The sequence below is a fragment of the Paenibacillus aquistagni genome, assembly GCF_900177815.1.
GTDB lineage: Bacteria > Bacillota > Bacilli > Paenibacillales > Paenibacillaceae > Paenibacillus_B > Paenibacillus_B aquistagni.
In genome coordinates, this window is the sequence record NZ_FXAZ01000001.1 from 430,499 (window position 1) to 454,804 (window position 24,306).

Below are 24,306 nucleotides of genomic sequence, written 5' to 3' on the forward strand. Positions count from 1 at the left end.
TGTACCGAATGGTCAAAGCAAAAACCGCGCCCGATATGTGGCTCATCCTTGCAGTCGTATCGCTATTAGCGATCGGTATCGTTATGGTGTATAGTGCAGGAGCTGTGCTAGCCTTTCGCGAGTACGGGGACTCCTTCTACTTTGTCAAGCGTCAGCTCTTGTTTGCAGGCTTAGGGCTGATCGCGATGTTCATTACGATGAACGTAGACTATCACGTATGGAAACGTTATGCTAAGATTGGGCTTGTTGCCTGCTTTGTCCTATTAATTATCGTATTGATTCCAGGCATTGGAGTTGTACGTGGAGGAGCAAGAAGCTGGCTTGGGATTGGATCATTTGGCATTCAGCCTTCTGAGTTCATGAAGCTTGGCATGATTGTCTTCTTATCGTACATGCTCTCAGAGTCAAAGCATTCCATAACAAACTTTACGAAGGGGCTGCTGCCCGCACTAGGCGTAATGGGGCTTGCCTTCGGTATCATCATGCTTCAGCCGGATCTTGGTTCAGGCACGGTCATGATGGGAGCCTCCTTGCTCGTCATTTTTGTGGCAGGTGTTCGCATGAAGCATTTGGTCGGACTCGGCATGATCGGTGTAGCAGGGCTGGTGGGTCTGATCTTGGCAGCGCCGTATCGGATGAAGCGGATTACCGGATTTTTGGACCCTTGGCAGGATCCGCTTGGTACAGGCTATCAGATCATTCAATCCTTATACGCCATCGGTCCTGGGGGTCTTACAGGACTAGGTCTTGGCGCAAGCCGACAGAAGTACAGCTACGTTCCAGAGCCGCAGACGGACTTTATCTTCTCCATTCTTGCAGAAGAGCTTGGGTTTATTGGCTGTGTGACCGTCATTCTCTTGTTCTTGATCGTTGTGTGGAGGGGGATGAGGGCTGCGATAACCGCGCCGGATACCTTTGGCAGCCTGCTTGCAGCTGGAATTGTTGGCATTGTTGCGGTACAAGTTATTATCAATGTTGGGGTTGTCATTGGCATGATGCCTGTAACAGGAATCACGCTGCCATTAATCAGCTATGGTGGTTCTTCTTTAACCTTGATGCTGACCGCATTGGGTGTACTGCTTAATATATCACGTTATGCGAGGTGAAAGAAATGCGCGTCGTGCTAAGCGGCGGAGGTACAGGCGGACATATATATCCTGCACTCGCCATCGCACGGGAATGCAAGAAGAGTGATCCCAATAGCGAATTTTTATATATAGGCACTGAAAAAGGCTTGGAGAGCAAGCTGGTCCGAGATGAAGGGCTGCCATTCGAGACGATTGAGATTACAGGCTTTCGCCGCAAGCTTTCTTTTGAGAATGTCAAGACGATTATGCGTTTCTTGCGAGGGGTGAGCAGGGCTAAAGAACTTCTAAGAACGTTCAAGCCGGATGTCGTCATTGGCACAGGCGGTTACGTTTGTGGACCGGTGGTCTATGCTGCTGCGAAGCTTGGCATTCCTACGATTATCCATGAGCAGAATGTTATTCCGGGCCTTACGAACAAATTCCTAAGCCGATATGCAAGTACGGTCGCCTTGAGCTTCGAGGAGTCAAAGTCTTACTTTGACAAGGCGAAGCATGTGTTGTTTACAGGCAATCCACGAGCAACTGCAGTTGTTGAGGCGAACCGAGAGCGCGGATTCGCTTCGCTTGGACTGCCGCAGGATAGCGAGCTTGTGCTGGTGGTTGGAGGAAGCCGTGGAGCTAGAGTTGTCAACGAGGCCATGATCGGCATGGTGCCGTTCTTGAAGAAGCTGCCTGATGTCCATTTTGTCTATGTAACCGGACAGCAGTACTATGAAGATACGAGAAAAGCAGTGCTTCAGGCGAATTCTGGTCTTCGGAATCACCTTCATGTCCTGCCTTATGTCAGCAATATGCCAGAGGTGCTTGCTGCAACAACCGTTGCCGTGAGCCGGGCAGGAGCTTCCTCGCTAGCGGAGCTCACGGCTCTTGGGATTCCATCGATCCTTATTCCTTCACCAAATGTGACCAACAATCATCAGGAAGCGAATGCGAGATCATTGGAGCAAGCGGGTGCCGCTGTGATGCTTCTAGAAAGCAAGCTGAGCGCACAGCAGCTCTTCAAGGAGATCGAGCAGCTTATCGTACAGCGTGATAAACGCAAGCTGATGAGTGATCGCGCGAAAGCATATGGACAACCAGATTCGGCTGCACGCATTGTAGCGGAGATGAAGCGATTGACGGGCGAGTAAATCTTGCCCGTTTTGCTTTGTGTTAGGGATGAAAAGGTGATAAATGAAGCAAGTGCATTGCCGCAGTGGGCGGGTGTCACACAACATGTGCAGCTGTCATAAGATACTCTATAATCGTGACTGTCTCCCTAAACATGACAGCCTAGTTGATGGTCTTATGCCTGACAGTGGAACAGGCAGAGCTAGGTCGAGGAGTAGGAGGTTATCCTATTTATCAGAGCGTTTGTTAAAGAATTGGGGATATAAACGATAGAAGCAGGCGCTGATTTATCCTTGATCAAGCTAGCTGTGAAAGGCAGGCAAAGCAGGAATATTTGTTCTTGATATTGCAGGAGGCATTTCAGGCATGGTCGGCGGGCCGCCTATATGAATGCCAGAGCTCATGGGTTAGATGTGTCGCGTATAAATAGAGTCAGCTGTCGGCTGATTGAAGAAGCCTGGATAATGGGATGCGAAGCGAAGGGTTTTCCACGCAGCAGGCCAATTTCATTGTAAACACCGGGCAAGCGACAGCGCATGATGTGCTCACCCTCATGAGGCGGATACAACAAAAAGTCATGGAAACCTACGGAATTGGGCTGGTTCCGGAAAATATGGTGGTGGGTGAGTGGTAATCTCGGAGGTGATACATTGGATAAATTGGTGATTGAAGGTGGAAAGCCTCTTTCGGGAACCATACGGATCCATGGAGCAAAAAACGCCGCCCTGCCAATCTTGGCAGCTGCCATCTTGGCGGATGGCGCAGTGGAGCTTCACAATGTACCGCAATTACTCGACATCGAGGTTATGTTGGACATCTTAAGGGGCTTAGGATGCCGGGCTTCGCATGATGGATATACCGTTGTTATTGATAGTTCAGGTCTACGAACATCTCATATTCCTGAGGATTTAATGCGCCAGATGCGTTCATCCATTTTTTTAATGGGGCCGCTGCTTGCCAAGTATCGTGAAGTGCATATTTATCAACCTGGCGGCTGCGCGATCGGTGAGCGCAAGATCGATCTTCACCTCAGAGGACTGCAAGCTTTAGGGGCGAAGATTGAGCAAAAAGGGAACCTGATGACCTGTCGAGCAGATCAACTGGTTGGCTCTGCAATTCATTTGGACTTCCCAAGTGTAGGGGCAACGGAAAATATTATGATGGCTGCCGTGCTTGCAGAAGGCAAGACGGTGCTAAGCAACGCTGCACGAGAACCAGAGATCGTTGATCTGCAGAACTTCCTGAATCGTATGGGGGCGAAAGTTAGCGGCGCAGGCAGTGACACGATTACAATCGAAGGTGTGAATAACCTTAGAGGTACGCAATACGAAGTGATACCAGACCGAATTGTAGCGGGAACTCTGATGATTGCTGCCGCCGCGACAAGGGGTGCGGTAACGCTGACCAATGCCTATTCCGAGCATCTCGTGTCGCTTATTCATATTCTCCGTCGTGCTGGGGTGCAGATCGCTACCAGTAATGGTATAATTAACGTGACCAGCTTTGGAAGACCTCGAGCAGTAGACCGGGTGGTCACTTCGCCTTATCCCGCCTTTCCTACGGATCTTCAATCTCAGCTTATGGTTTTGCTTACACTCTCCGATGGGGTGAGTGTAGTGAAAGAAACGATATTCGAAGGACGATTCAAGCATGTGGATGAACTCAGTCGAATGGGCGCTGATATTCGTGTGGATTTGAGCAGCGCTATTGTACGAGGCGTAAATAAGCTGTATGGAACAACCGTTGAAGCGACCGATTTAAGAGCAGGCGCAGCACTCGTGATTGCGGGGCTTGCTGCCGAAGGACCTACAGTCATAGAGAGAATACATCATATCGATCGCGGCTACGACGGAATAGAGAATATGTTTACACGACTAGGGGCTCGTATAAAGCGAATTGCGGCTGTGCCGAAGCTAGACATGGCGAATGGTTAGATGCTTCTAGTGTATGGACTGATCACACTGCGTATGAATAACGGTGAACGTGAGACATGATGGATCCGTCCCCTCCAATGGAGGGGATTAGGCATATTATATATTTTACAAGGGAAGGGGTGGTAGTGATTGCAAGTCAGAGCAATACCTACGCTGCCTACACAACCGCCCAAGAAGCGAAGAAGCACACGTTTGATTTGCATCATTGTTTTATTATGCCTTGTTTTGCTTAGTGTGCTGTTTTTTCGCTCTCCAATCAGCAAGGTCAACGACTTGCGATTTGTAGGTAACACGATGGCAGCCAAGGAACAGCTGAGCGAAGCAAGCGGGCTGAAGTCAGGTTCTCCATACTTCTTTATGTCAGAGGAGAAGATCAAAGAGGCGATCATATCCTCTTATCCCTTCATTCAATCTGTACAGATGGAGAAGCACTTCCCAGGCAAGGTAACGGTATACGTGAAGGAATATGAGACGGTTGCCTATGAGTTGAAAAGCGATGGACAAGTTGAGGCATGCTTGGAAAATGGCTCTGTTGTCCTTCTTAAGCAGGAAAAGCAGCTTGTATTGGAGAAGCCTTTATTAACCAACTGGTCAGATCCGAATGGAGATGCCGTGAAAAAGCAGCTTTCCACTTCGCTTGCGGCGATACCAGAAGGGCTTCTTGCTGATATTTCTGAGATTAAGTATGACCCTTCCGATTCTTTCAATGATCGAATCAAGATTTATACGAGATCTGGCTTCGAAGTCATTACGACGGTGTCCATGCTGCCTGACAAGATTGCTTACTTAAGCGGGATCGTCGAGACGCAGGAACCGGGCAGAATCACGATGCTGCAGGCAGACTCTTATATCTCTTATACCAACCTGTCAAAGGAAAATGCTGACGAGTAAGAGTGGGAAAAAAACTCTACTCAATATACGCAAAAAATGCTAGAATAAGTTTTATGGTATTTCAAGTCATAACCTACTAAATCTTGCATTTTCAGCACCGTGCTTGTCGAATTCTAGCTGGAATTGACATCTAACAAAATTATTTGTAAAAAAAAGAGGGAATGACTCAGCTTTGTTGAATACATACAGAGGAATCCGGGGATACACATACCAATTTATTAGATATATGGGAGGTGCCACGGCTTGAGCAGCAATGACATCATTGTGAGTTTGGACATCGGTACATCCAAAGTGCGCGCTATAATCGGCGAGATTAACAACGGGACACTGCAAATTATCGGCGTTGGATCTGCTGAATCAGAAGGTATTCGCAAAGGTGCGATTGTAGATATTGACCAGACTGTGCAATCCATTCGCAATGCGGTTGAGCATGCGGAGCGTATGGTCGGTATTGAAATATCCGAAGTCTATGTGGGTATAACAGGGAATCATATCGGGTTGCAATCCTCTCACGGGGTTGTGGCTGTTTCTAATGAAGATCGTGAGATTGGTGAAGAAGATATTGTAAGAGTCCTGAAGGCAGCTGAAGTGATCGCATTGCCACCAGAGCGTGAGATCATTGATGTCGTTGCCAAGCAATACGTTGTGGATGGACTTCATGATATCCATGACCCAAGAGGCATGATTGGCGTTCGCTTGGAAGTGGATGCGACGATTGTCACTGGGGCCAAGACAGGCATACACAACCTGCTCAGATGTGTTGAGAAGGCTGGCCTATATGTGAAAAATCTTATCCTTATTCCGATGGCTAGCGGTCAACTGGCACTATCGAAGGATGAGAAGATGGTAGGTTCTGTACTTGTTGATGTCGGCGCAGGTGCAACGACAATCTCTGTCTTCCAAGATGGCACACTTGCAGCGACTTCAACGCTTCCGATAGGTGGCGATTTTGTCACGAATGATATCGCTTATGGTTTGCGTACGATGTCAGATCAAGCAGAGAAGATCAAGCTGAAGTTCGGCTGTGCATGGATTGACGACGCTGCTGAGGATGTTGTGTTCAAGGTAACGCGCATCGGCAGCAATGTTGAGAAGGAGTTTAACCAGCTGTTCCTCGCGAACATTATTGAGCCTCGCGTTCAAGAGATCTTCCATTTGGTTAAAAATGAGGTGAAGCGGCTAGGGTTTACTGAATTGCCTGGTGGTTATATATTATCAGGCGGCACAGTATCGATGCCTGGCGTGCTTAGCGCAGCTCAAGCCGAGCTGCAAACTTCAGTTCGTATCGCGGTGCCTGACTTTATAGGCGTCCGCGACCCAGGCTTTGTAAGCGGGGTAGGCGTGCTGCATCACGTATTGCGTTCTGTACGCCCTCGTGGAGGTTCGAGCAATAAGAAATCCGCGCCACGCAAAGCAGCTCCTGTGGAGACTGCGACGAAGCCGGGCTTCATCGAAAAGATTAAGAATATGTTTAGTGAATTTATTTAAAAATGGACAAATTGACCTCATGCCATCCATGCACAATGAAGGGGAGATGGAGTACTCATGTTGGAATTCGAATTCGAAATGGAATCATTAGCCCAAATTAAGGTCATCGGCGTAGGTGGCGGCGGAAGCAATGCTGTTAACCGTATGATCGATAACGGCGTTCAGGGCGTTGACTTTATTACCGTTAATACGGATGCTCAGGCGCTTCACTTTGCGAAGTCTGAGCACAAGCTTCAGATTGGCGAGAAACTGACTCGTGGATTAGGTGCAGGCGCTAACCCTGAGGTAGGCAAAAAAGCGGCTGAAGAATCACGCGACTTGATCATGAGCACGTTGAAAGGTGCGGACTTGGTCTTCGTTACTGCAGGTATGGGAGGCGGAACGGGAACAGGTGCTGCTCCATTTATTGCAGAGATTGCACGTGAATGCGGAGCTTTGACGGTGGGCGTTGTCACTCGTCCGTTTACTTTTGAAGGACCGAAGCGCTCAAGAAATGCCGAGCAAGGCATTGAAGCGCTTAAGGAAAAGGTAGATACGCTTATCGTCATCCCGAACGATCGTTTGCTTGAGATCGTAGACAAGAAGACTCCGATGATTGAAGCATTCCGCGAAGCAGACAACGTTCTGCGTCAAGCGGTTCAAGGCATCTCTGACTTGATTGCTGTTCCAGGTCTCATCAACCTTGACTTTGCTGACGTGAAGACCATTATGACAGAGCGCGGCTCTGCACTTATGGGGATTGGCATTGCAAATGGAGAGAACCGTGCAGCAGAAGCGGCTCGCAAGGCGATTATGAGCCCGTTGCTGGAGACTTCAATTGATGGCGCGCGTGGTGTCATTATGAACATCACTGGCGGTGTTAACTTGAGCTTGTATGAAGTCAACGAAGCGGCAGAAATCGTTACTGAAGCATCTGATCCAGAAGTGAACATGATCTTCGGTGCGATTATTGAGGAAAGCATGAAGGATGATATCAAAGTAACGGTTATTGCAACAGGCTTTGAGAATAAGCCCATGCCATCGGTGAACCAAGTGCGTCGTCCATCTGCGAGTACATCCTCACCAGAACCTAGTGAGGCGCGCAGCAATCCTTCAACGCTTCGTCCGTTTGGCAATCAGCCTTCCTCTGATCAGTTGGACATTCCAACATTCTTGCGGAACCGTCCTCGTAACACGAATAATGATTAATGCCAATCCTAGCTCGCTAGGATTCAAGCGAAAGGGTTGTCTTGCAGTCTATGACTGTATGGACAACCCTTTTTTGTATTTACTTGTCAATGAAGGCTGCGGACCTTAACCATACTGGCTTCAGCGGAGAGTCATGTGCTCTTGGCTTTTTTGCAAAGGCTTACCATTTATTTCTCCATGACGACGAGTGACGGTGTCCGACAAAAAAAGTGACAATCCCCATCCAGCATTAGACAGACTTCGAACAGACCACTCTTTATACTAAAGTTAATTCTAACAGTGATTGACGGCTTGAGAAGGAGGGAGAATATTGACCGTCATATATGCCGATCTGGTGCTTGGTCTCAACCTTGTGTTGGACTGGACGCTGCTTAGGATGACGGCAAAGCTGCGGGGTATTCGTCCCACACGAACCCGAGTGATAGGTGCAGCCTTAATCGGCACCCTGTACGCAGGCGTCCTTTTTGTTCCCACGGTTCCTTTTTTGCTTACCCTTGGAGGAAAAGTTCTCATTTCTATTTGTATGCTGATGGTGGCGTTTGGATTTCACCAATTCGGATATTTCTTTCGTAACTTGTTAGCTTTTTATTTTAGCGCTTTTGTCATCGCGGGAGGTGCGATTGGTATACAGTATTTGCTGCAGGATGCAACCTTATGGGCAGTTTTTCAGCATACTGCCTCAGATGTGGTTCAAGAGAAGCTGAAGTTTGGGGCTGCTCTTTTAATGATCGGTCTGTGCTGTGCTTATGGGCTGTACCGGCTGTCGTGGGGCCAACAGAAGCAGCAAGCCCAGATGAACAGCTTTCTTGTTCAAGTCGAGATTGGAATAGGTGGACAGGTTTGCTCTTGCACAGGCCTTATTGACACGGGAAACAGCCTGAAGGAACCTTTGTCAGGCGCTCCGGTCATGATTACAGACGTAGAGCTGTGGCAAGGCATTCTTCCTGCTTCATGGCTGAAGGCGGTTCGTGAAGGGGATGTGCTGAATGGCCTCAATGAAGCATGCAGCGAAGAGGAGAAAGGGGTCGTTGATGAGGCGAAGCTGCGCATTATTCCATATCGAGGGGTAAATGCAAACTCGCAGTGGATGATTGGCTTCAAGCCAGATTATATTCACATTACCTATGATCAGTCGATATATCGTATCACACAGGCCATTATCGGCCTTGATAGCGGCAAGCTGTCAGCAGATCAACAGTTCCAGGCTATCGTGCATCCGGATATGGTTGATGCTTCGTTGAAAGTGGAGGGATGCGCTAGCGCATCTAGTGAGGCACTGGCGACGAAGGCATCATAGCGTATTCGAACATTCGCGGCAGTGAGATCAGCTTCTCTATTCCATTCTTAGGAGGTACAATGATGCGAACCAAATGGAAATTAATGATGCAAATCCAAATGTACCGAATTCTGCTGCTTCTAGGACTGAAGCGGGCGGATGTATATTATATTGGCGGCAGCGAAGCGCTGCCGCCCCCACTAACTCGCGAGGAAGAAGAGTATCTGCTCGGGAAGCTCTCAAGCGGAGACAGCGCGATCCGCGCGATGCTGATTGAGCGCAATTTGCGGCTTGTTGTATACATTGCCCGCAAGTTCGAGAACACCGGCATTCACATCGAAGATCTCGTGTCCATTGGCGCAATCGGCTTAATCAAAGCGGTCAATACGTTTGATCCTGAGAAGAAGATTAAGCTTGCGACCTATGCGTCGCGCTGTATTGAAAATGAGATTCTCATGTATCTTCGCAGGAACTCGAAAACTCGTACGGAAGTGTCATTTGACGAGCCGCTCAATATCGATTGGGATGGCAATGAGCTGCTGCTCTCGGATGTATTAGGAACAGAGAACGATACGATATATAAAAATATCGAGGAGCAGGTGGACCGCAAGCTGCTGCACAAGGCGCTCGATAAATTAACTGAACGCGAACGAGTCATTATGGAGCTTCGCTTTGGCTTATCGGATGGGGAAGAGAAGACGCAGAAGGATGTCGCGGATCTGCTTGGCATCTCGCAGTCCTACATATCCCGTCTTGAGAAGCGCATCATTAAGCGGCTGCGCAAAGAATTCAACAAGATGGTATGAACATTCGTTTGAACTGCATGGGACGGAATGCATGCCAATTCATGCCCCACCTCTTTAAGGCTACACCTCTATCCCTTTATAGCACCAAATAAGAGAGTCTGTGGCTTCGTTGGGCCGCAGGCTTTGCTCTGCCTGCACTCTGATTTGGCTACCCGAATTGAGAGAATGTGGGTTGATGGAAGACTTGTGGTAAGCAGGAATAATTCGGGGGCTCAAGGAGATAATGAACATTAATGTTTCTCCTTGGGAGGTAATCACGAATGACCCGAAATAAAGTCGAAATATGCGGTGTGGATACATCCAAGTTGCCTGTGCTTACGAATGTCGAAATGCGTGAATTATTCGTGGCTCTTCAGGATCGAAACGAACTCTCAGCCCGTGAGAAGCTCGTCAACGGAAATTTGCGGCTCGTGCTGAGTGTCATACAGAGGTTTAACAACCGTGGTGAGTTTGTCGATGACCTGTTTCAAGTGGGCTGTATTGGGCTGATGAAGGCCATTGACAATTTTGATCTTGGTCAAAATGTAAAGTTCTCCACCTATGCCGTTCCGATGATTATTGGCGAGATTAGGCGCTACCTTCGTGACAACAATCCGATTCGGGTATCGAGAAGCTTGCGGGATATTGCCTATAAGGCCTTGCAGGTGCGCGATTCCTTAACCAACTTGAACTCGCGTGAGCCGACGATTCATGAGATCTCGGAGGCGCTTAACGTTCCAAAGGAGGATGTGGTGTTTGCGCTTGACGCCATTCAAGACCCCGTATCCTTATTTGAGCCAATCTATCATGATGGAGGAGATCCCATCTATGTGATGGATCAAATTAGTGATGATAAGAATAAGGATGTGTCATGGATTGAGGAGATTGCTTTGCGCGAAGCGATGCACAAACTCAATGATCGTGAGAAGATGATATTGTCCATGCGCTTCTTTGAAGGGAAGACGCAGATGGAGGTTGCAGAGGAGATCGGGATCTCGCAAGCGCAAGTGTCCCGACTGGAGAAGTCCGCAATCAATCAAATGCAAAAGCATGTGCGCACCTAGGCATTATCAGTCCGGGTAGCTGCAATACTGCCATAATAGCAACCAACATGAAGGCCGATGCATCTGCATCGGCTTTTTCTAATGGGATTGGAGTGGAACTGCTGGGCTTATTAAGCGATTGCACACATATACTAGAAAGAAAGGCGTAAAGCCAAGAAACGTGATCAACCATTCTCGATATAGGTGTGGTGATGTGCTGTGAAAATATCCGATTTTCAAACTAAGGATGTTATTAATATCATTGATGGAAAAAAGCTTGGCCAGATCAGCGACTTGGAGCTGGATTTGAAACAAGGTAGAATTGATGCTATTGTAGTACCGAACTATAGCAAGTTTCTCGGAATATTTGGCGGCGGCACGGAACTTGTGATTCCATGGCGCAATATTGTGAAGATCGGTGAGGATGTGGTCCTTGTCAAAATGGAGGAGCCCCGTCCGCCGCGCTTGGATGAACCGGATGCATCCCTTACAACAACGTATCATTCATAGGCGTGGGCTGTCCCTTATGGTAAACTGAAGAAGAGGTGAACAGAGAATGGAACCATTTGTACGGACAGAACTTCAGGCCGATAAAGGCTCTAATATAACGGCGCTTGAGCTAAAGCACTGGATGAAGAAGATCCCTAATCTTAGCGCTGGCTTCACGACGAGAATCGGTGGCGCAAGCAAGCCTCCCTATGATTCCATGAACATGGCGCTGCATGTTGCTGATGAACAAGAAGCGGTCGTGCATAATCGCAAGCAGCTCTCGCAAGCAGTAGGATTCCCTTTTGAATCCTATACTTGTGCAGAGCAGGTGCATGGCAAGCATGTACATATTGTAACCGCATCTGAGGCCGGCAAAGGCCGATTGGAGCGAGAGGATGCGATTCAAGACGCAGATGCCTTGGTTACTAATGAGGAGGGGGTACTGCTGCAATCGTATTACGCAGATTGTGTGCCTCTATTATTTGTCGATCCTGTTCGCAAAGTAATCGGCCTTGCACATGCTGGATGGAAAGGCACGGTGCTTGGCATTGCGGTTGAGACTGTTCAGTGTATGAAAGAGCGCTTTGATAGTGATCCTAAGGATATTCTGGCAGCGATTGGCCCTTCAATCGGGTCTTGCTGCTATGAAGTGGACGAGCGGGTGATCAATCCTGTGAAGGAGCTGCTTGCGGGCATGGAAATTGAGGATAAAGGCATCCTTAAAGCGGCCTCGCAGGGTCGAGCCATGCTTGATTTGCGAGAAATCAATCGACAATTGCTGATCAAAGCAGGAATTTTGACATCTCATATCGAATGTACTACGTGGTGTACCAGCTGTCATTCGGATCTATTCTTCTCCCATCGCAGAGATGGAGGCAAGACGGGGCGCATGGCAAGTTGGATTGGCTGGAAGAAGGGATGAAACAATGACATTAGAACAACGCATTCAAGACGTGGAAGCGAGAATCCAAGCAGCATGTGAACGCAGTGGACGCAAGCGTCAAGAAGTGAATGTGATCGCAGTAACGAAGTATGTATCACTAGAAGCGACAGGCGCGGCGATTCGAGCTGGGCTGACACAAATAGGTGAGAACCGCTGGCAGGATGCGGAAGTGAAGTGGAGAGCTTACCAAGACGAAGCTGTATGGCACTTTATCGGCTCCTTGCAGTCCAACAAAGCAAAAGAGGTTGTAGGCAGATTTGCTTATATTCATTCTGTTGATCGAATATCACTCGCCAAGGCGATTGAGAAGCAGGCAAGTGAGCTTGAACTGAAGGTGCCTTGCTTTATTCAAGTTAATATATCAGGTGAACAATCTAAACAGGGCTTGGCTCCGGAAGAAGTAGCTCCTTTCTTGGAACAGCTAAAGCAGTATGCTCATATTCGTCCGATCGGTCTGATGACGATGGCTCCTTTTGAGGCGGAACCCGAGCAGACAAGACCTGTATTTCGAGGTCTTCGCTTGCTGCGTGATGAATTGAACCGCACAGTTGGCTTGAATGAGCCGCTAACTGAGCTGTCGATGGGCATGTCTAATGATTTTGAAGTCGCAATAGAAGAAGGTGCAACTTGGGTTCGACTTGGCTCTATTCTGGTAGGGAAAGAAGGGGAATAGCATGGGAGTAATGAACCGCTTTTTGAATTTTATTGGCATGCAGGATGAAGAGGAATACACGGAGCGGGAGAAGATTGCTAATAGTGAAGAATATGAGGCAGAACCCGAGCCGACCGTATTTGAGTCTCGCAAGACGACAAAAGGATCCAACATTGTGAGCATTCACTCGCAAAAGGCTTCAAAGATGGTTTTATATGAGCCGAGATCCTATGATGAAGCGCAGGAAATTGCGGATCATATTCGCAACCGCCGCTCGGTTGTCATTAACTTACAGCGCATACGCAACGATCAGGCGCTTCGCATTATCGATTTTTTAAGTGGAACCGTGTATGCTTTAAGTGGGAACATTTCTAAGATAGGAAGCAACATTTTCTTATGTGTGCCGGAGAATGTCGAGATTCAAGGCTCTATAACGGAATTGTTTTCAGAAGAAGCAGAACACAATCGAATGAGGTGAACCATGTTACAAAGTCAAATTGTGACTTATCTAAACTATTTGTTTCAGATCTACTGGTGGATGATTATTATTTATGTGCTGATGTCCTGGATTCCAAATGTGAGAGCAAGCTTCATCGGTGAATTTTTAGGCAAGCTTGTAGAGCCTTATTTGTCGATCTTCCGTCGTTTTATTCCTCCAATCGGAGGCATGCTCGACATTTCACCGATCGTTGCGCTGTTTGTGCTCAACTTTGTACAGCTGGGCTTAATAACCGTTGTACAAACCATCATAGGATAACACGCTGGAGACTGAAGCTATGTCTATGGATTCGATTATGGTCCATTTCCATCCCGATGAACGAGCCTTTGTTGATCGTGCGATGGAGTGGGTTCATCAGGCCGCGGAGAATCATGAGGTTCGCTTGACCGATTTTTTAGATCCGCGGCAAGCATACATATTGCAATCGCTTGTTAATCGCAACCCTGACGTCCATATGCGCCTAGACGGGGGCTCGTCGCATGCTGAACGCTGCCGAGCCATCGTCGCTCCAGATTATGTGTATCTGGAATCCGAAGAGCTGGACTTGCAGGTGCTTGCTGTTACTTCAAAGGATCAGAAGTTTCTAAGCCTCGAGCATAGTGACTTTCTCGGCGCTGTTCTTGGCCTTGGCATCAAAAGGGACAAGATCGGGGATATCCATGTCACAGAAGAAGGGTGTCATGTGGTCGCAGCCCGAGAGATCGCTTCATTTCTGGATACGCATCTAAGGCAAGTGCACCGGGTTCCTGTCATGACAGAGTTGCTCCCCATTGAACAGCTTCACGCCGTTCAAACGTCCTTTCAAATGATGAATTTGTCCGTCGCTTCGATGCGCCTTGATGGCATCGCGAGCGATGTGTTTCGGTTAAGCCGCTCTAAGATTGTACAACCCATCAAAGCAGGGCGATGCAGAGTGAATTGGAAAAGCGAAGAAGATCCCTCTACAGCATTGCGCGCTGGAGATGTCGTATCCCTAAAGGGATTTGGACGCTTCAAGGTTATGGAGATCGAAGGAGTGACGAAGAAGGGACGCATGCGAGTAAGCATAGGGATTTATGCATAAGCTGAAGGTATTGATTTGCTTTTGGTGATAAAGCAGGAATTCCGTCCGTTCTTGTCGAATATCGTAGCAACTATCCAAATAAGCTCGTACAATTCTAAGGAGGTGCGCCTATATGCCATTGACACCATTGGACATACATAACAAGGAATTCAGCCGCAAGCTGCGCGGTTACGATGAAGATGAGGTAAATGAATTTCTTGATCATATCATGAAGGACTTCGAAGCGATGATTCGCGAGAATAAAGAGATGCAGAACCATAATAAGCTGCTCCAGGAGAAGCTTGATCATTTTGCCAATATAGAAGAAACGCTCAGTAAGACGATTATTGTAGCGCAAGAAGCGGCAGATGAGGTCAAGCACAATGCAAAGAAGGAAGCGCAGCTTATTCTGAAGGAAGCAGAGAAGAATGCCGACCGCATTGTCAACGATGCCTTAGCCAAATCACGCCGTATCTCGATCGAGGTAGAAGAGCTCCGGAAACAGGCGTCGATCTATCGTGCTCGCTTCCGTACACTGGTTGAAGCACAGCTTGATCTGCTCAGTCATGACGGCTGGGATCAGCTGGAGCAGGTAGAAGTAAAAGAACTGGTATAGAGCCTTCCAGTAGGCATGTTCCGGTTTGACTTTTTAATCAAAACACGGTATAACTAGGTATAATTCAATCAAATGGTTAACGTCCATGATGGGAACGCACCTCTGTGTATATGTTCGGCCAGAGAGTCGGGGAAGCTGAGAACCGATGATCATTGCACACGAAGGACATCATCCCTGAGATATTAAGCTGAACGCGCACGGTGGGGCTTATGCATGCCTTGATGCGTCTTAAGTTTGATCGGCTCCCGCCGTTATACGGGCACCGCTTTTGTTCGAAGAAAGAGCGGTGATGAGTGTCGTGTACAGTAAGTACCTTAGGAAGCTGTTGTGAGGTATTGCTGCACGGAACAAGGGTGGTAACGCGAGTAAGCCTCGTCCCTTTTTGGGGATGGGGCTTTATTTTTTTGTTTATATTTCCGCTGCCCAATGTTTATCGTGGAACATTCCTTATGTCAAGATCAGATTGAAGCTGGCTCTTAACACAGCCGGATGCCAGCAAGGCATTGGCTGCTGTTCCCTTATAGAGAGAAGAAAGGATGAGAATGGTGAAAAAGGTTGACGTGAGAGAAAAAGCTCGTGATCGCGAGCTTCGTGTGCTGAACAAATGGAATGAAGAGAATACGTTCAAAAAATCAATGGAGGCTCGTGACGACAAGCCGAACTTTGTGTTCTATGAAGGCCCGCCTACAGCGAATGGTGCGCCTCACATTGGTCACGTGCTCGGCCGTGTTATTAAAGACTTTATTGGACGCTACAAGACGATGTCCGGCTACCGCGTTGTTCGTAAAGCCGGCTGGGATACACATGGCCTTCCCGTTGAGCTTGGTGTAGAGAAGCAGCTTGGCATCTCTGGCAAGCATGAGATCGAGAATTATGGCGTTGAAGCTTTCGTTCAAAAGTGCAAGGACAGCGTATTCGAATACGAGCACAAATGGCGTGAATTGACAGAAGCGATTGGCTACTGGACGGATATGGACCATCCGTACATTACACTAGATAATCGCTATATTGAGAGCGTGTGGAATATTCTTGCCACGATTCATGATAAGGATCTTCTCTATCGTGGTCACCGCGTAAGCCCGTATTGTCCTTCTTGCCAGACAACTCTGAGCTCGCACGAGGTTGCTCAAGGGTATGAAACGGTAAAAGATCTGTCTGCAACCGTTAAATTTACGCTTCGCGACAGCGGCGAGCATGTGCTGGCTTGGACGACAACGCCTTGGACGCTGCCTTCACACGTTGCTTTGGCGATGAATCCTGCGATGGATTATGTACGAGTCAAGCAAGGCGAGGAAGTTTTCATCGTAGCAAAGAATCTTGCTGCAGATGTCATGGCAGAAGGCTATGAGGTATTGTCAACACATAAGGGCTCAGCGTTTATCGGCAAGAGCTATGAAGCGCCATTCCCTTATGTTGTGCCTGAAAAGGGACATTACATTGTGGGCGCAGACTTCGTTACTGACTCCAGCGGTACAGGTATCGTTCATATGGCGCCTGCTCACGGGGAAGATGACTATCGCACAATTCGCGACAATGGCCTTAGCTTCGTAAGCGTAGTGGATGCGAGCGGTAAGTTCACATCAGAGGTAACCGATCTTGCAGGACGCTTCGTGAAGGACTGCGATATTGATATAGTGAAAATGCTGTCTGAGAGCGGCAAGCTGTTCAGCAAAGAAAAATATGAGCACAGCTATCCATTCTGCTGGCGCTGTAAATCACCGCTTCTCTATTATGCGACAGAATCGTGGTTCATTAAGACCACAGCGGTTAAAGAACAATTAATAGAAAATAATAAAAAGGTCAACTGGTATCCTTCCCACATTCGTGATGGACGCTTTGGCAACTTCCTTGAAGATTTGATCGACTGGAATATTTCTCGTAACCGCTACTGGGGAACTCCGCTCAATGTGTGGGTATGCAACACCTGTAACGGCGAATTTGCTCCTCACAGCCATCAGGAACTAAGAGAACGCTCCATTGAGCCAATCTCTGAGGATCTTGAGCTTCATAAGCCATATGTGGACGAAGTGAAGCTGTCCTGTCCCCATTGTGAGGGCGGAGTGATGGAGCGTACGTCCGAAGTGATTGACGTGTGGTTCGACAGCGGCTCTATGCCATTTGCGCAATACTATCATCCATTTGGCGACGAGAAGACCTTCCAAGAGCAATATCCAGCTGACATGATCTGCGAGGGCATCGACCAGACACGCGGCTGGTTCTACAGTCTGCTTGCCGTATCTACCCTCTACAACGGTCAAGCACCGTATAAGGCGGTTATTGCGACAGGGCATATTCTCGATGAGAATGGCCAGAAGATGTCCAAATCCAAGGGCAATGTAATCGATCCTTGGGAGATCATCAATGAATTCGGTACGGATGCATTCCGCTGGGCGCTGTTATCCGATAGTGCTCCGTGGAACTCGAAGCGCTTCTCGAAGCAGATTGTAGCAGAGGCCAAATCAAAGGTCATTGATACGCTAGTCAATACACATGCGTTCTACACGCTGTATGCCTTAATTGACCAATTTGATCCTGCTCAGTATGAAGAGCAAGCATCCAACAATAAGCTGGATCGCTGGATTGTGTCCCGCTTGAATTCTTTGATCACGACGGTATCCAAAGGCCTTGAAGCGAACGACTTCTTGAATCCTGCCAAGGCGATTGAGAATTATGTCGATGAGCTCAGCAACTGGTATATTCGTCGCTCGCGTGATCGCTTCTGGGGAAGCGGCATGACAGAAGACAAACTGTCTGCCTATCAGACGCTTCGCTATGTGCTCTTGACACTGTCCAAATTGATCGCACCATATGCGCCGATGATTGCTGAAGACATCTATGGCAATCTTGGCGGCAGCAAAGAGAGTGTTCATTTGGACGATTATCCGCAGGCAGATGCTGCGGCAATTGATGAAGAGCTTGAGCGCGATATGGAAACTGCACGTCAGATCGTTGAGCTCGCGCGCAATGTGCGCAATGAGACCGGCATTAAGACGCGTCAGCCATTGTCCGAGCTGATTGTATCCATGGATCAAGCTTTTGATCTGGCAGGGTATGAAGCCGTAATAAAGGATGAGATCAACGTCAAGCATATCCTTGTAGAAAACAGCGACAGCGGCTTTGTTGACTTCAGCCTGAAGCTTAACCTTAAAGTGGCAGGTAAAAAATACGGCAAAAATGTTGGGCCGCTGCAGCAAGCACTTCGCGCATTAAGTGTGGAGGATGCTCGCAAGGTCGTGGAACAAGGAGCATTCCACTTTACTTCTCCAGAGGGCGAAGCACTAACGGTAACGGAAGAGGAGCTTCTCATCGAGAAGCAAGCGAAGGAAGGCTTTGCCTCAGCTTCGGGCTATAAGCTGACAGTGGCGCTTAATACGGAGATTACACCTGAGCTTGAACAAGAGGGCTGGGTTCGCGAGGTCGTCCGCGTGATTCAGGATACGCGCAAGAAGCTTGATCTTCCGATTGAGAAGCGTGTAGACCTTGTGCTGAACGTGGATGAAGAGCTCAAGGCAGCGATTACTGCTTTTGAAGCAACCCTTCGCGATAATGTATTGTTGTCAGAGCTTACATTTGACCAGGTTGAGAATATGGAGAAGATTGAGCTTGGCTCCAAGGTTATCGAGCTTGCGATCCGTTAATCATGCCGTTTGATTTCTAAGAATCAATTTCGACATGAGTGGAAAGCATGAAAGGGAGTACATCTATTCGAATGCATCGTGAAATAATGGGTCACACTAACGTGTAGATTCAGGATTCAGGTTGCTAAACGTTCATGATAAGAGGAAGAGCGTTGACCAAAGCGAGATTGCTTTAAGCTTGGTCACGCTCTTTTTTCAAAAATACGGATACGGTTGTCCAAGTTGGGAGTGAGGACATTGAGTCGACGCAAAAATCAAATGAAGGTCAATCTCGCGGAACAGAATAAGTCTAATCAAGCGGACAGCACAGTTATGCAAAAGTCGGACCAAGAGCTGCTCAAGGAAACCTATACGTTAACACAACAGCTTGCTATAACGCTGGAAAAATCAAGAATTCGCGAATACAATGAGCTGCTGCTTAGTCCAAGGAGATTGATATGGAATAATTTGCTTGGCGGCATGGCCCGTGGTGTAGGGATCGCGATTGGGTTAACGGTGATTACGGCTACCTTGCTCTATTTTCTGCAGATGCTGGGTGCGCTTAATCTTCCGATTATTGGCGATTATATCGCAGATATTGTTCGTATTGTCCAGAAGCAGCTGGATTCGAGCATGTATTAGTGCAGAAGTTCTGAATCATCGATGACGACGTCTGGTTCAAGCAATGGTTCGCCTTCTCCTTCATCCATATATTGATCATATTGATGATTGCGCACGATGGTAACATGGCGGCCTGTAATATCGGTGGCCACAAAGCTTTCGAATGATTCTACACAGCCATCGAGTTCATCAGCGGCTTCAATGTACAGATTGTCATAGCTGTCAACATCATTTTCCTCATGAAGGGCTGGGGAATTGGAATTACCCCAGGATTCAACGATCTGCCAAGCATCTTCACCATCGAAGCCCGTTTGGTCCTTCTCATCCATGCTCGTTCGGCCAAATGGCGGTGTTAGAAATTGTTCTTCCACTGGCCTGTTGTAGGAAAGCTGCTGTTCAGGGCTATGCTCAACGCAGTACATCGTTTCAGGAATGGCTTTGAGCCGATCATAGGGAATATCCTTTCCACATACCACACATGTTCCATAGGAGCCTTTATCCATTAGCTTCAAAGCGGTAACGATTCGTTCAAGCTGGATCTCATGATGCTCATTCAAAGCGACATCTTTTCCACGCTCAAACATTTCCGTACCAAGATCTCCTGGATGATTGTCTATGGGTGACAACTCGCCGGTTTCTTCACGCAAGCTATGTGATAGACCGTAGTGGTCAGATTGTTGGAGACGCGCTTCATAATCCGTTTTCATATCCTGTAGCTCTTCTTTTAAGGAATGAAGCTGTTGTGATGTAAGATGCGACATAATGTGTTCTCCTTCCTTGCTCGCTTACTCGCATAAGGTTGACATGCTTCTTGTCGGTATTAGCATGCTCGGAATACAGAAATAATGACATGGTAAATGAATGATGGCTTGAATTGGACGATATTTTTAAACTTATGATACAATGAGCGAGTTAACATATTTGTGGAAACGTTCATAAAGAGGTGACATTGAGCCAGTGTGGTATTATGGGATTGCATTAATTGTATTTTTATTGGATCAAGGAACGAAGTGGATCATTGCGAACCGAATGGAGCTTCATCAAGAGATTTCTGTCATCGGCGACTTTTTTATCATCACCTCTCATCGCAACCGAGGAGCTGCCTTTGGGATCTTGCAGGAACAGCGGTGGTTTTTCATTGTTGTTACGATTGTTGTGGTTGCAGGACTCGTATGGTATTTGCAAAAGATTCGCCGAGAGCCCGGACGCATTCTGCCATTTGGGCTTGCGCTGATTCTTGGCGGTGCTGTAGGTAATTTCTTGGATCGCTTATTATTTGGGGAAGTTGTGGATTTTCTAATGTTCAACTTTGGAAGTTATACCTTCCCGATCTTTAATGTAGCGGATAGTGCGATCTGCATCGGGGTTGGCTTTGTGCTTCTTGATACGATCCTCTCAATACGTAACGAGAAATTAAGTGAACAGCAAGAAGGGAAATAATGAATGATGAATCAAGAGCATGTTTCTGACAGTATGTCAGAAGAGCGTGAAACGCTAGTGTTTGTGGTATCAGAACAGGATGCCAAGGAACGCATCGATAAATATATTACCGAATCCATTGAAGAGGAGGTATCGCGTTCTCAGGTTCAATTATGGATCAAGGACGGACATGTCTTAGTCAATGGCTCGGCCATCAAGCCGAATTACAAATGCGCTGCAGGCGACACGGTAGCGCTCATCATGCCTGAACCAGAAGGCGTGGATATTGTTCCAGAGGATATCCCGCTGGATGTATATTACGAGGATGCAGATGTCATTGTCATTAACAAACCGCGAGGTATGGTTGTCCATCCTGCGCCGGGACATGCTTCAGGAACGGTTGTTAACGCGCTGATGCATCATTGCAAGGACTTGTCCGGCATTAATGGAGAGCTTCGCCCTGGCATTGTGCACCGAATTGACAAGGACACCTCAGGACTGTTGATGGCTGCCAAGAATGATCGAGCCCATGTATCGCTTGCCGAGCAATTGAAAGAGCATTCTGTACTGCGGAAGTATGTAGCGGTTGTCCATGGCAATCTTCAACATGAACAAGGCACGATTGATGCGCCAATCGGGCGCAATGAGCATGATCGCAAGATGTATACCGTGACAGAGCGCAACAGCAAGCATGCCGTAACTCACTTTAAAGTGCTTGAGCGTTTCGGGGATGCGACATTGGTTGAACTGCAGCTGGAGACAGGACGAACACATCAGATTCGGGTGCATATGAAATTTATTGGGCATCCGCTTGTGGGAGACCCTATGTACAGTCGAGTAACAAAAAGCCTGAAGATGGAAGGTCAAGCGCTGCATGCCAAGCTGCTTGGATTCAAGCATCCTTCTACTGGAGAGCTGGTGCAATTCGAAGCACCGATTCCAGAGGATATGGAACACTTGCTTATGACGCTTCGCAATCGCTAATTTGCGATGCAGATGCTTATCATTTTTGAATACCTCATGAGTAATGCTAAAGGGCCTTATTGAAAGGCCCTTTTTCCATATGCATGTTACATAAACGGATTCTGTGCAGCTAGTACAAATCATTGCCCATATCGTCCATTCATCAAAGACGCGGATTCCTTCATAGTAGTAGAGTAATTGGTTAGGATGTTGAAGGAGGATACAACGATGAGTGTTGAACAATATCAAGAAACGTATATCCAACAAGTATTTGCAGATCGCATTGGCGGAGCAAATTACGGCAAGGATACAAATATTTATAAATTCGAAAAAATTAAACGCGCGAAGGCTGCTGCGAAGCTGGCTTATCCTGATGTTGAGCTTATTGACATGGGTGTAGGCGAGCCAGATGAGATGGCTGACTCCGGCATTGTAGCGAAGCTTGCTGAAGAAGCAGCCAAGCCAGAAAACCGCGGTTATGCGGATAATGGCATTCAAGAATTCAAGGTTGCTGCTGCGAATTATGTTGCGAATGTATTTCAAGTGGATGGCATCGATCCGGATACGGAGATTGTCCATTCGATCGGTTCAAAGCCAGCGCTTGCCATGCTTCCGTCCTGCTTTATTAACCCAGGCGATGTCACGATTATGACGGTACCGGGCTACCCTGTGCTTGGAACGCATACCAAGTATCTTGGTGGAGAAGTATATACAATCCAATTGACGAAGGAAAACCAGTTCCTGCCTGATCTAGAGAGCATTCCAGCCGATATTTGCAAGCGTGCAAAGCTCTTGTATTTGAATTATCCAAACAATCCAACGGGAGCGGCAGCGACAGCGGAATTCTTCGAAAAGGTTGTTGCTTGGGCGAAGGCCCATCAGGTGATCGTCGTGCATGACGCGCCATATGCAGCACTCACCTATGATGGCGTAAAGCCGCTCAGCTTCTTGAGCGTGCCTGGCGCCAAGGATGTCGGCGTAGAGCTTCATTCCTTGTCAAAGTCCTATAACATGACGGGCTGGCGGATCGGATTTGTTGCAGGGAATCCGCTTATTGTCAAAGCTTTCAGTGACGTGAAGGACAACAACGACTCTGGCCAATTTATTGCGATTCAAAAGGCAGCGATTTACGGGCTGACGCATCCGGAAATTACAGAGGCGATTGCAGAGAAGTATTCCCGACGCCATGAAATGCTTGTTCAGGCACTCAATGAGATAGGCTTCCATGCTGAGAAGCCTAAAGGATCCTTCTTCTTGTATGTTGAGGCGCCAAAAGGAGTTGTAAACGGGCCCGAATTCCATTCAGCCGAGGATTTCTCCCAGTACTTGATTCGCGAGAAGCTCATTTCGACTGTGCCATGGGATGACGCTGGCCGCTTCATTCGATTCTCCGTGACGTTCCAAGCTAAAGGGATTGAAGAAGAGACGCGCGTCATTAATGAATTGAAGCGCCGTCTAACCGATGTGGAGTTCATATTCTAGAAGTAAGCAATCAAGCTCTGGTTAACACAATAAAGCCTCCCTTAAGTGGGGAAGATAATAGAAGCTTCTAAGCGCAGCCCTGTGAGGATATACATTCCTCTCAGGGTTGTATTTGTCTGTGTCATTGATACGTCTTCACTCCGAAATAGCGGACAACAGCAAGGGGAAGCAGTTAAGCTTGCAAAACAATAAGCTTAGGCTTGACATTAGATAGTCGGAGTGGCATAATCCTATTAAACGCATATTGAGCCTTTAAATCAGTCCAGAGAGGCTGGCAAGGTCACGCTCGGAAGCGAATGGGTAGAGCGGGCAGATGGGAAGTCTGGTGGTACGAGAGATCACAGATTCCGATATACATCTGACTCGACATCTCTCTACATCTGTAGATGAATGCTGCAAGTTCCTGACAGGAACAGCTGCAGGTTCGTCCATAGGGAGAACTACAACCATTACGCATGACATTACGCAGAACATCCTTGCCAAATACGGCAAGGATTTTTTTGTGTCTATAAGACAGACGTGATTAAAGGACTTCGAAATATGTGAACGAGGCTTAAGATGCGGGCAGCATATAGCAATCAAAAGTGGATCATACGAAGGGAGGACGTGCAGTGAGTATGACAGACTACAATGTTATCATGGATGACGCGGCGGTACGTAGAGCGCTGACTCGAGTTGCACACGAGATTCTAGAGCGTAATAAGGGGATCGAAGGTTGTGTGCTTGTCGGGATAAGAACAAGAGGCATTTACTTGGCACAGCGTATTGCCGAGCGAATTCAAGCCATTGAAGGTGTCAGCATCCCTGTAGGCGAGCTCGATATTACAAGATATCGGGATGATCGAAAAGTGGTGGAAGACGATAGTACGACTGTTCCAGGGGAAGCTTATCCGATCGAAGGCATGAAGGTGATCTTGTGTGATGACGTGCTCTACACAGGAAGAACCATACGCGCAGCGATGGATGCCATCATGGATCACGGCCGACCTGCGATGATTCAACTTGCGGTGCTTGCTGATCGCGGTCATCGAGAATTGCCGATTCGTCCAGATTATGTAGGCAAGAATGTTCCTACATCGAAGGCAGAAGAGATTCAAGTCTTCTTCCAAGAGGCGGACGGCATCGATGAAGTTCGAATTTCGCATAACAGGGGGTAACAC

The 24,306-nt window shown here is 47.7% G+C and carries 24 protein-coding genes; 23 read left to right on the top strand and 1 reads right to left on the bottom strand.

Annotated features, from left to right (window positions below; genetic code table 11):
• The first annotated feature begins 8 nt into the window (after positions 1-8).
• The 19 genes from spoVE to B9Y93_RS02030 all read left to right on the top strand — a co-directional run bounded on the left by spoVE (position 9) and on the right by B9Y93_RS02030 (position 19,303).
• The gene (gene spoVE, locus B9Y93_RS01940) at positions 9-1,106 is read left to right on the top strand and encodes a stage V sporulation protein E (protein ID WP_085492672.1); all 1,098 of its coding nucleotides are present in this window, start codon (positions 9-11) and stop codon (positions 1,104-1,106) included.
• 5 nt (positions 1,107-1,111) lie between these two features.
• Positions 1,112-2,218, top strand: a complete 1,107-nt coding sequence (gene murG / locus B9Y93_RS01945; RefSeq protein WP_085492673.1) for an undecaprenyldiphospho-muramoylpentapeptide beta-N-acetylglucosaminyltransferase — start codon at positions 1,112-1,114, stop codon at positions 2,216-2,218.
• Between the two features lie 449 nt (positions 2,219-2,667).
• Entirely contained in the window at positions 2,668-2,832 is a 165-nt protein-coding gene (locus B9Y93_RS01950) for a hypothetical protein (RefSeq protein WP_088547417.1), read from the top strand.
• A 16-nt stretch (positions 2,833-2,848) separates the two neighbouring features.
• Positions 2,849-4,132 carry a UDP-N-acetylglucosamine 1-carboxyvinyltransferase gene (gene murA / locus B9Y93_RS01955; protein WP_085492674.1) on the top strand — a complete coding sequence of 428 codons (1,284 nt, stop codon included), beginning with the start codon at positions 2,849-2,851 and terminating at the stop codon, positions 4,130-4,132.
• Between the two features lie 129 nt (positions 4,133-4,261).
• Positions 4,262-5,023 (top strand): cell division protein FtsQ/DivIB, encoded by a 762-nt coding sequence (locus tag B9Y93_RS01960; protein ID WP_085492675.1) that lies wholly within the window; start codon positions 4,262-4,264, stop codon positions 5,021-5,023.
• 243 nt (positions 5,024-5,266) lie between these two features.
• Positions 5,267-6,511, top strand: coding sequence for a cell division protein FtsA (gene ftsA / locus B9Y93_RS01965; RefSeq protein WP_085492676.1), 1,245 nt, complete (start codon positions 5,267-5,269; stop codon positions 6,509-6,511).
• Between the two features lie 57 nt (positions 6,512-6,568).
• Positions 6,569-7,699 carry a cell division protein FtsZ gene (ftsZ, locus tag B9Y93_RS01970; protein WP_085492677.1) on the top strand — a complete coding sequence of 377 codons (1,131 nt, stop codon included), beginning with the start codon at positions 6,569-6,571 and terminating at the stop codon, positions 7,697-7,699.
• A gap of 310 nt (positions 7,700-8,009) precedes the next feature.
• The gene (locus tag B9Y93_RS01975) at positions 8,010-8,996 is read left to right on the top strand and encodes a sigma-E processing peptidase SpoIIGA (RefSeq protein ID WP_085492678.1); all 987 of its coding nucleotides are present in this window, start codon (positions 8,010-8,012) and stop codon (positions 8,994-8,996) included.
• 62 nt (positions 8,997-9,058) lie between these two features.
• Entirely contained in the window at positions 9,059-9,781 is a 723-nt protein-coding gene (gene sigE / locus B9Y93_RS01980) for an RNA polymerase sporulation sigma factor SigE (protein WP_085492679.1), read from the top strand.
• A 260-nt stretch (positions 9,782-10,041) separates the two neighbouring features.
• Positions 10,042-10,824, top strand: coding sequence for an RNA polymerase sporulation sigma factor SigG (gene sigG, locus B9Y93_RS01985; RefSeq protein ID WP_085492680.1), 783 nt, complete (start codon positions 10,042-10,044; stop codon positions 10,822-10,824).
• Between the two features lie 198 nt (positions 10,825-11,022).
• Positions 11,023-11,313, top strand: coding sequence for a YlmC/YmxH family sporulation protein (locus B9Y93_RS01990; protein ID WP_085492681.1), 291 nt, complete (start codon positions 11,023-11,025; stop codon positions 11,311-11,313).
• A gap of 46 nt (positions 11,314-11,359) precedes the next feature.
• Positions 11,360-12,214 (top strand): peptidoglycan editing factor PgeF, encoded by an 855-nt coding sequence (gene pgeF, locus B9Y93_RS01995; protein ID WP_085492682.1) that lies wholly within the window; start codon positions 11,360-11,362, stop codon positions 12,212-12,214.
• A 4-nt stretch (positions 12,215-12,218) separates the two neighbouring features.
• Positions 12,219-12,908, top strand: a complete 690-nt coding sequence (locus tag B9Y93_RS02000; protein WP_085492683.1) for a YggS family pyridoxal phosphate-dependent enzyme — start codon at positions 12,219-12,221, stop codon at positions 12,906-12,908.
• A gap of 1 nt (position 12,909) precedes the next feature.
• Positions 12,910-13,365 carry a cell division protein SepF gene (locus tag B9Y93_RS02005; RefSeq protein ID WP_085492684.1) on the top strand — a complete coding sequence of 152 codons (456 nt, stop codon included), beginning with the start codon at positions 12,910-12,912 and terminating at the stop codon, positions 13,363-13,365.
• A gap of 3 nt (positions 13,366-13,368) precedes the next feature.
• Complete coding sequence (locus B9Y93_RS02010) at positions 13,369-13,644, top strand: YggT family protein (protein ID WP_085492685.1); 276 nt, start codon at positions 13,369-13,371, stop codon at positions 13,642-13,644.
• Between the two features lie 19 nt (positions 13,645-13,663).
• Positions 13,664-14,449 (top strand): YlmH family RNA-binding protein, encoded by a 786-nt coding sequence (locus tag B9Y93_RS02015; RefSeq protein ID WP_085492686.1) that lies wholly within the window; start codon positions 13,664-13,666, stop codon positions 14,447-14,449.
• 112 nt (positions 14,450-14,561) lie between these two features.
• Positions 14,562-15,044, top strand: a complete 483-nt coding sequence (locus B9Y93_RS02020) for a DivIVA domain-containing protein (protein ID WP_085492687.1) — start codon at positions 14,562-14,564, stop codon at positions 15,042-15,044.
• A gap of 545 nt (positions 15,045-15,589) precedes the next feature.
• Entirely contained in the window at positions 15,590-18,682 is a 3,093-nt protein-coding gene (gene ileS / locus B9Y93_RS02025; RefSeq protein WP_085493919.1) for an isoleucine--tRNA ligase, read from the top strand.
• A 312-nt stretch (positions 18,683-18,994) separates the two neighbouring features.
• Complete coding sequence (locus tag B9Y93_RS02030; RefSeq protein WP_097675959.1) at positions 18,995-19,303, top strand: DUF5665 domain-containing protein; 309 nt, start codon at positions 18,995-18,997, stop codon at positions 19,301-19,303.
• Here B9Y93_RS02030 and B9Y93_RS02035 read toward each other — a convergent pair.
• Positions 19,300-20,043, bottom strand: coding sequence for a TraR/DksA C4-type zinc finger protein (locus B9Y93_RS02035; protein ID WP_085492688.1), 744 nt, complete (start codon positions 20,041-20,043; stop codon positions 19,300-19,302). The genes B9Y93_RS02030 and B9Y93_RS02035 overlap by 4 nt on opposite strands.
• A gap of 196 nt (positions 20,044-20,239) precedes the next feature.
• On the opposite strand from B9Y93_RS02035, the gene lspA reads away from it, so the two are divergent.
• The 4 genes from lspA (at position 20,240) to pyrR (ending at position 24,303) form a co-directional block, all read left to right on the top strand.
• Positions 20,240-20,722: a signal peptidase II gene (gene lspA / locus B9Y93_RS02040; RefSeq protein WP_085492689.1), complete on the top strand. Its 483-nt coding sequence runs from the start codon at positions 20,240-20,242 to the stop codon at positions 20,720-20,722.
• 33 nt (positions 20,723-20,755) lie between these two features.
• Positions 20,756-21,685 carry an RluA family pseudouridine synthase gene (locus B9Y93_RS02045; RefSeq protein WP_244903325.1) on the top strand — a complete coding sequence of 310 codons (930 nt, stop codon included), beginning with the start codon at positions 20,756-20,758 and terminating at the stop codon, positions 21,683-21,685.
• 207 nt (positions 21,686-21,892) lie between these two features.
• Positions 21,893-23,146 (top strand): LL-diaminopimelate aminotransferase, encoded by a 1,254-nt coding sequence (locus B9Y93_RS02050; protein WP_085492691.1) that lies wholly within the window; start codon positions 21,893-21,895, stop codon positions 23,144-23,146.
• Between the two features lie 617 nt (positions 23,147-23,763).
• A complete protein-coding gene (gene pyrR, locus B9Y93_RS02055; protein WP_085492692.1) occupies positions 23,764-24,303 on the top strand; it encodes a bifunctional pyr operon transcriptional regulator/uracil phosphoribosyltransferase PyrR in 540 nt (179 codons plus the stop codon).
• The last annotated feature ends 3 nt before the right edge of the window (positions 24,304-24,306 follow it).

Excerpts from the sequence above, each read along its gene's own strand:
- spoVE (WP_085492672.1), top strand. The coding sequence starts at position 9 with ATGGTCAAAGCAAAAACCGCGCCCGATATGTGGCTCATCCTTGCAGTC.
- murG (WP_085492673.1), top strand. The coding sequence starts at position 1,112 with ATGCGCGTCGTGCTAAGCGGCGGAGGTACAGGCGGACATATATATCCT.
- B9Y93_RS01950 (WP_088547417.1), top strand. The coding sequence starts at position 2,668 with ATGCGAAGCGAAGGGTTTTCCACGCAGCAGGCCAATTTCATTGTAAAC.
- ftsZ (WP_085492677.1), top strand. The coding sequence starts at position 6,569 with ATGTTGGAATTCGAATTCGAAATGGAATCATTAGCCCAAATTAAGGTC.
- sigE (WP_085492679.1), top strand. The coding sequence starts at position 9,059 with ATGCGAACCAAATGGAAATTAATGATGCAAATCCAAATGTACCGAATT.
- sigG (WP_085492680.1), top strand. The coding sequence starts at position 10,042 with ATGACCCGAAATAAAGTCGAAATATGCGGTGTGGATACATCCAAGTTG.
- pgeF (WP_085492682.1), top strand. The coding sequence starts at position 11,360 with ATGGAACCATTTGTACGGACAGAACTTCAGGCCGATAAAGGCTCTAAT.
- B9Y93_RS02000 (WP_085492683.1), top strand. The coding sequence starts at position 12,219 with ATGACATTAGAACAACGCATTCAAGACGTGGAAGCGAGAATCCAAGCA.
- B9Y93_RS02005 (WP_085492684.1), top strand. The coding sequence starts at position 12,910 with ATGGGAGTAATGAACCGCTTTTTGAATTTTATTGGCATGCAGGATGAA.
- B9Y93_RS02010 (WP_085492685.1), top strand. The coding sequence starts at position 13,369 with ATGTTACAAAGTCAAATTGTGACTTATCTAAACTATTTGTTTCAGATC.
- B9Y93_RS02015 (WP_085492686.1), top strand. The coding sequence starts at position 13,664 with ATGTCTATGGATTCGATTATGGTCCATTTCCATCCCGATGAACGAGCC.
- B9Y93_RS02020 (WP_085492687.1), top strand. The coding sequence starts at position 14,562 with ATGCCATTGACACCATTGGACATACATAACAAGGAATTCAGCCGCAAG.
- B9Y93_RS02030 (WP_097675959.1), top strand. The coding sequence starts at position 18,995 with ATGCAAAAGTCGGACCAAGAGCTGCTCAAGGAAACCTATACGTTAACA.
- B9Y93_RS02035 (WP_085492688.1), bottom strand. The coding sequence starts at position 20,043 with ATGTCGCATCTTACATCACAACAGCTTCATTCCTTAAAAGAAGAGCTA.
- B9Y93_RS02045 (WP_244903325.1), top strand. The coding sequence starts at position 20,756 with ATGTCAGAAGAGCGTGAAACGCTAGTGTTTGTGGTATCAGAACAGGAT.
- B9Y93_RS02050 (WP_085492691.1), top strand. The coding sequence starts at position 21,893 with ATGAGTGTTGAACAATATCAAGAAACGTATATCCAACAAGTATTTGCA.
- pyrR (WP_085492692.1), top strand. The coding sequence starts at position 23,764 with ATGACAGACTACAATGTTATCATGGATGACGCGGCGGTACGTAGAGCG.